Consider the following 5,959-nt stretch of genomic DNA (forward strand, 5'->3'; position numbering starts at 1 on the left):
ACATGGGATTGATGTACGCCCTGTAGGAGCTGCCGAAGGCTGCGATCTTTTGATCTTAAAGTGGTTTGCTGGCGACGCTGACGCCCATGGTGTGGCTCGCACCCGGCGCCAGGCTCACGATGTCATCCATCACATTCGCCGTCTCGATGCACAGCATGCGCTGCCAGCCGTCGTTGTCCATGTCGGGCAATGCGGCGGCGCGGTCGATCCACGGGTTCCAGATCACCGCAGTCCGCGAGCCTGTAGCCGTCAGCACGATGCGTCGTTCCCAGGTCGGATCAACGATGCTCAGCTGTGGCGGAGCGTCAAGGTAGATGCGGTCGGTCTCGCCACTGAAATGCAGATCGCCGCTCTGGCTGGCCGTGTTCCAGTCATCCAGGGTCTCGATGTAATTCAGCCCGGCCACGCCGTCGACATGCACAGTGCGCACGTCACTCACGGCGAAATACGTGTGCAGCGCCTGACTCAATGTGACGGTGTCAGTACCACGGTTATGGCTGGTCAGGCTGTAATGCAGTTGATCCGCCAGATGCAGGGTGAGGGTCAGATCGACCTCGTGCGGCCAGCCCGGCAGGCCGCCTTCCGGGTAGGGCAGCTTGAACTCGACCTTGATGCCGTCAGCCTCTGATTCGATGTTGCCCAACTCCCAGTCCATCGCCCGCACCAGACCGTGCGCGGGGGCCGGTTGCTCGCCGGTATACATGGCCTGCACGCTGTGCGGGTTGCGTTCGAACTTGCCGAACCACGGCCAGCACACCGGCACACCGGCGCGGATGCTCTTGCCGGTCTTGAACTCGGCCTTGTCGTTGAGCCAGATGATCGGCGGCTGGCCGTCGATCTGATAACTGAGGATGTGCGCGCCTTGCTGGGCCACCAGCACTTCGGCCTTGCCGTGGCGGATGCGCCAGCAGTTCAGTTCATCCTGTTTGACGGCTTCAACGTTGGGCGTGTTCATGGGCAACTCTCGATCAGACACTGGGGACGACTATCGACCGCAAAACGGCCGCGAGGTTTAACGCGCGCGTGGCGGCACCGAGCGGGTGCGACCACTGCCGTCGATGGCAACGAAGACGAAAACCGCTTCGGTAACCTTGCGCCATTCGCTGGACAGTGGGTCATCGCTCCACACTTCGACCATCATCTGGATCGAGCTGCGGCCGATTTCCAGGGTCTGGGTATAAAAGGACAACTGCGCGCCTACGGCGACCGGCACGAGAAACGCCATGCGGTCGATGGCGACGGTGGCGACGCGGCCACCGGCAACACGGCTGGCCATGGCGGTGCCGGCCAGATCCATTTGCGCGACCAGCCAGCCGCCGAAAATATCGCCAAAGCCATTGGTTTCGCGCGGAAGTGCGGTGATTTGCAGGGCCAGGTCGCCCTGTGGGATCGGATCTTCTTGTTCGAGCTCTATCATGCCGAGGGGCCTCTGACCCGTGACTCTTCGTGGGTATTGCGGGTGGTAGCCGTCTTCAAGAAAAACGATTCAACACCGAACACACTGCGTTCGTCACGTTTTCCATCAGGCGCCTAAAGGGAAACTCTGCGAAAAAGGCTAAATCCCGAGCAAAGGACGGGCCAACAACGTTTTCGCACAGTAACCTCTTACAAATCCTGCGCAGGTGGCGAGTATATCGGTCGATAGACCCCGCGACGACCACCCGGTTCTGATTTCGACCGTCAATTACGCACCTCTATGTGCTTTTTCGAACAATTTGCTATGGTGCCGAACCTGTCCAAGCCACCGCCAGCGTTGTTGTGGCGACAGATTCGACTATAAGAGAAGCCCTTGCCATGACCACAGCGCCTTCGAGCCTCGCGCAGCCCGAGCAACCCGCACGACCGTTGACCCGCAATGACTACAAGACTCTGTCGCTGTCCGCCCTTGGCGGGGCGCTGGAGTTTTACGATTTCATCATCTTCGTTTTCTTCGCCACCGTGGTCGGCAAGCTGTTCTTCCCGGCCGACATGCCCGAGTGGCTGCGCTTGATGCAGACCTTCGGCATCTTTGCGGCCGGCTATCTGGCGCGGCCGCTGGGCGGCATCGTCATGGCGCACTTCGGCGACCTGCTGGGGCGCAAGAAAATGTTCACCCTGAGCATTTTCATGATGGCCGTACCGACGCTGATCATGGGCCTGCTGCCGACCTACGCGCAGATCGGCATCTGGGCGCCGATCCTGTTGCTGGTGATGCGGGTGATCCAGGGCGCCGCGATTGGCGGTGAGGTGCCGGGGGCGTGGGTCTTCGTTTCCGAACACGTACCGCAAAAGCACATCGGCTACGCCTGCGGCACCCTCACCAGCGGTCTGACTGCCGGCATCCTCCTTGGCTCGCTGGTCGCCACGGCGATCAACAGCATTTATACGCCCGTTGAAGTGTCGGATTACGCCTGGCGGATTCCGTTCCTGCTTGGCGGCGTGTTCGGCCTGTTCTCGGTGTATCTGCGCCGCTGGCTGCACGAAACCCCGGTATTCGCCGAACTGCAACTGCGTAAGGCACTGGCCGAAGAAGTGCCGCTGCGCGCGGTACTGCGTGACCACCGCGGCGCCATCGCCATCTCGATGCTGCTGACCTGGTTGCTGTCGGCAGGCGTCGTCGTGGTGATTCTGATGACCCCGACCGTGCTGCAAACGGTCTACCACTTCTCGCCAACCACCGCGCTGCAAGCCAACAGTCTGGCGATCGTCTTCCTCAGCCTCGGCTGCATCGGCGCCGGCGCACTGGCTGATCGCTTCGGCGCCGGTCGCGTATTCGTGTTCGGTTGCCTGGGCCTGCTGATCAGCTCCTGGACCTTCTACCACAGCCTCGCCGACCACCCGAACTGGCTGTTCCCGCTGTACGCATTGACCGGTCTGCTGGTCGGCACGATTGGCGCGGTGCCGTACGTGATGGTCAAGGCGTTCCCTCCGGTGGTGCGATTCAGCGGGTTGTCGTTTTCGTACAACGTCGCTTACGCAATTTTCGGTGGCTTGACGCCGATGGTGGTGAGCCTGCTGTTGAAGGAAAGCGCGATGGGGCCGGCTTACTACGTAGCGGTGCTGTGCGGGATGGGGATGGTGGTGGGAGCGTGGCTGTGGAAAAAAGGCCGCTGATTGGTGCTTCCCTACGGCTGTGGCTCTCGCCAGCGCGAGAGCCTTGCTTCACACTCGCCAACCGGTAGTCGAGCGCCATGCTCAAGCATGTGAGCCAAGGAATTCGCAGCATGGAGACGGTCGATCACTTGATGTTCAACCATCAAATCCAGTAACCACAGCGCACCGTGTACCTGTAATCCATCTCGTTGAGCCTGACGCCGCAACTTGCCGTCTCCGGTCAAGAGCGGCCGGCCTGTTTCCTGAGCGAGCAAGTAGCAAGACACGTCAGCCAGTGAGCTGTTGTTGTGCTCGATTTTCAATCCGAAAAGTCTGATCACCCCCGATTCGTCGAACGACTCAACGTTCAATCCTCGCTCAAGCAGTTCTTCATGAGGGAAGTCTGCGAGCTCCTGCATTACAAAGTCAGTGCAACAAAGGGTGAGCGGCAGTTGAAACATCTGCTCCAGCAATCCGGCATTTCTGAAGTCAATCCATATATTCGTATCGCTGATGTAGATCAGACTCATGCATTTTCCAGTGAGCCCAGGAAATTAGGGTCCAGTGCGCTCACTGGTTTGCGCAGAAGTTCAGCGGCTCTGGATTTACTGATCAATCCTTCGGCCAGAGCCCAGAATGCCAGCGACTCGAACCTTTGTGGTGGTTTGCATGGCAACGGCTCAGGTTCCGATTTGCGCCAGCCATTGGCACTGAATTGGATAGTCAGCGATTTGTAGCCGTTCTCGCTGAGAACCCTCAGATCTTTGAGTCGTCTCAGCGCCGCGTGCATGGAGATGCCGTATTGGCGCTTGGCAATCAGTAACTCACGTGGGTGAACTCTGGATCGAGGATGGCTACCGAAATCACTGGTGACGCCTTTTGCCGGATAGAGGAAGGCGCCGGCGAATCGATGGCAGCAATTTTCCTTGTCCTTCTCGGGCATATTTTCCGGTAATGCCATTACCCAGTGACCGAGCTCGTGAGCGGCAGTAAACCTGATTCTTTCGCCAGGGCGGTCCGCATTCAATGCAATCAGCACGTGCTCGCCGTTGCCAGTGGCAGCACAGGCGCCGTCGAAATCATCCGGGCCATGGAGCATCGCAACCTTGATACTGTGCTCTTCCAGTTGCTCGGTCAGGTTGGCAATCGGGTCGCTACCGATGCCCCAGAACTGGCGAAGCTCTTCAGCCGCCTGCTCGGCTTCATCGAGGCAGGAAACCTGGATCATTTGTGAGGGGGTTGCCGGGGTATAGATATCAGCGGGATTGAAACATTCCTCTAGCGCTATGTAGCGCTCGAGGTGTTCACGAATGTTCTCTTCCACCTGTGCCTGACGATATTTAGGCATCCTTGCCAGTTTGCGAAACTCCAGCGGCGCGAGCGCAATCGCATCCGCACGAAAGAAATACTCCGGGCTGACATTAAGAGCTTTGGCCAGTTGCAGCAGGCGAGTCGAGTTCGGAGTGCTCAACCCTTTTTCATATTTGCTCAGGGCTTGTTTGGTTATGTCGCCGAGCTGATCGGCCAAAGCCTCAAGAGTGAGGCCTTTTTGCAGGCGTGCGCGGCGAATACGGTCGTTTATCATGGGTTCCTCTCGTGGTTGACAAGACTATCTTTTGCTAGTGATTTGTCAACTTCGAAAAAGGTTTCTTCTGTTCTGCCGCGAGTGATGCTGGCCTTTCATCCAATTGTCATATTTCAGCCATAGAGTGTTCACATGGCCTGCCGATACTTGGCCCCGACTTAACACACCCTATCTGCTAGGAGTAAGGCATGAAACTGAAGCGTTTGATGGCGGCAATGACTTTTGTCGCTGCTGGCGTTGCGACTGCCAACGCGTTCGCCGCTGTTGACCCTGCTATCCCGAGCTACACCAAGACCACTGGTGTGTCGGGCAACCTGTCCAGCGTCGGTTCCGATACCCTGGCTAACCTCATGACCCTCTGGGCCGAGAACTACAAAAAAGAATACCCGAACGTCAACATCCAGATTCAGGCAGCAGGCTCGGCCACTGCACCACCTGCGCTGACCGAAGGCACCTCTAACCTGGGCCCGATGAGCCGCAAGATGAAGGACACCGAACTGGCGGCCTTCGAGCAGAAGTACGGCTACAAGCCCACTGCTATCCCGGTTGCCGTGGACGCCCTGGCGGTGTTCGTGCACAAGGACAACCCGATCCAGCACCTGACCATGGAACAGGTTGATGCGATCTTCTCGTCGACCCGCCTGTGCGGCGCCAAGGCCGACGTGAAAACCTGGGGCGATCTGGGCGTGACCGGCGACCTGGCCAACAAGCCAGTGCAATTGTTCGGCCGCAACTCGGTCTCCGGCACCTACGGCTACTTCAAGGAAGAAGCCCTGTGCAAAGGCGACTACAAGCCTAACGTCAACGAGCAACCAGGTTCGGCGTCGGTAGTGCAGTCGATCAGCTCCTCGCTCAACGGCATCGGTTACTCGGGCATCGGTTACAAGACCGCCAGCGTGAAAACCGTACCTCTGGCCAAGAAAGGCAGCTCCGAGTTCATCGAAGACACCGAAGAAAACGCCCTGAACGGCAAGTATCCGCTGTCGCGCTTCCTCTACGTTTACGTCAACAAGGCCCCGAACAAGCCTCTGGCCCCGCTGGAAGCCGAGTTCGTGAAGCTGGTGCTGTCGAAACAGGGCCAGGAAGTGGTAGTGAAAGACGGCTACATCCCGCTGCCAGCCAAGGTTGCTGCCAAAGCTCTGGCTGACCTGGGTCTGCAGGAAGGCGGCGCGGTCGCCAAGAAATAACACTTTGGATCCGGGGGCAAAACCCGGACCTGCTGAAACCCTGTAGGAACTGACGAGGGAACCGAGGCTGCGATCTTTTGATCTGGCTTCTGATCACAAGATCAAAAGATCGCAG

The 5,959-nt window shown here is 58.5% G+C and carries 6 protein-coding genes; 2 read left to right on the forward strand and 4 right to left on the reverse strand.

Annotated features, from left to right (window positions below; all coding sequences use genetic code 11):
* Positions 1-55: 55 nt before the first annotated feature.
* Together DCO47_RS25225 and DCO47_RS25230 are read right to left on the reverse strand one after the other, a co-directional pair.
* Positions 56-955 (reverse strand): D-hexose-6-phosphate mutarotase, encoded by a 900-nt coding sequence (locus DCO47_RS25225; protein WP_042608069.1) that lies wholly within the window; start codon positions 953-955, stop codon positions 56-58.
* 57 nt (positions 956-1,012) lie between these two features.
* Positions 1,013-1,417 (reverse strand): acyl-CoA thioesterase, encoded by a 405-nt coding sequence (locus DCO47_RS25230; RefSeq protein ID WP_003229628.1) that lies wholly within the window; start codon positions 1,415-1,417, stop codon positions 1,013-1,015.
* A gap of 377 nt (positions 1,418-1,794) precedes the next feature.
* Between DCO47_RS25230 and DCO47_RS25235 the strand changes: the two genes are divergently transcribed.
* Positions 1,795-3,093, forward strand: coding sequence for an MFS transporter (locus tag DCO47_RS25235; protein ID WP_116659171.1), 1,299 nt, complete (start codon positions 1,795-1,797; stop codon positions 3,091-3,093).
* An 11-nt stretch (positions 3,094-3,104) separates the two neighbouring features.
* Here DCO47_RS25235 and DCO47_RS25240 read toward each other — a convergent pair whose 3' ends face one another.
* Together DCO47_RS25240 and DCO47_RS25245 are read right to left on the reverse strand one after the other, a co-directional pair.
* A complete protein-coding gene (locus DCO47_RS25240; protein WP_116659172.1) occupies positions 3,105-3,602 on the reverse strand; it encodes a type II toxin-antitoxin system VapC family toxin in 498 nt (165 codons plus the stop codon).
* On the reverse strand, positions 3,599-4,657 hold the full coding sequence (locus DCO47_RS25245; RefSeq protein WP_116659173.1) for a helix-turn-helix domain-containing protein: 1,059 nt from the start codon (positions 4,655-4,657) through the stop codon (positions 3,599-3,601). Before DCO47_RS25245 ends, DCO47_RS25240 begins: the two co-directional genes overlap by 4 nt.
* Positions 4,658-4,845: 188 nt before the next feature.
* On the opposite strand from DCO47_RS25245, the gene DCO47_RS25250 reads away from it, so the two are divergent.
* Positions 4,846-5,844, forward strand: coding sequence for a phosphate ABC transporter substrate-binding protein PstS (locus DCO47_RS25250; protein WP_042608073.1), 999 nt, complete (start codon positions 4,846-4,848; stop codon positions 5,842-5,844).
* The last annotated feature ends 115 nt before the right edge of the window (positions 5,845-5,959 follow it).

The organism is Pseudomonas sp. NDM (assembly GCF_003105095.1).
In the GTDB taxonomy this organism is placed as follows: Bacteria; Pseudomonadota; Gammaproteobacteria; order Pseudomonadales; family Pseudomonadaceae; genus Aquipseudomonas; species Aquipseudomonas moraviensis_A.

Excerpts from the sequence above, each read along its gene's own strand:
- DCO47_RS25240 (WP_116659172.1), bottom strand. The coding sequence starts at position 3,602 with ATGAGTCTGATCTACATCAGCGATACGAATATATGGATTGACTTCAGA.
- DCO47_RS25230 (WP_003229628.1), bottom strand. The coding sequence starts at position 1,417 with ATGATAGAGCTCGAACAAGAAGATCCGATCCCACAGGGCGACCTGGCC.
- DCO47_RS25225 (WP_042608069.1), bottom strand. The coding sequence starts at position 955 with ATGAACACGCCCAACGTTGAAGCCGTCAAACAGGATGAACTGAACTGC.
- DCO47_RS25250 (WP_042608073.1), top strand. The coding sequence starts at position 4,846 with ATGAAACTGAAGCGTTTGATGGCGGCAATGACTTTTGTCGCTGCTGGC.
- DCO47_RS25235 (WP_116659171.1), top strand. The coding sequence starts at position 1,795 with ATGACCACAGCGCCTTCGAGCCTCGCGCAGCCCGAGCAACCCGCACGA.
- DCO47_RS25245 (WP_116659173.1), bottom strand. The coding sequence starts at position 4,657 with ATGATAAACGACCGTATTCGCCGCGCACGCCTGCAAAAAGGCCTCACT.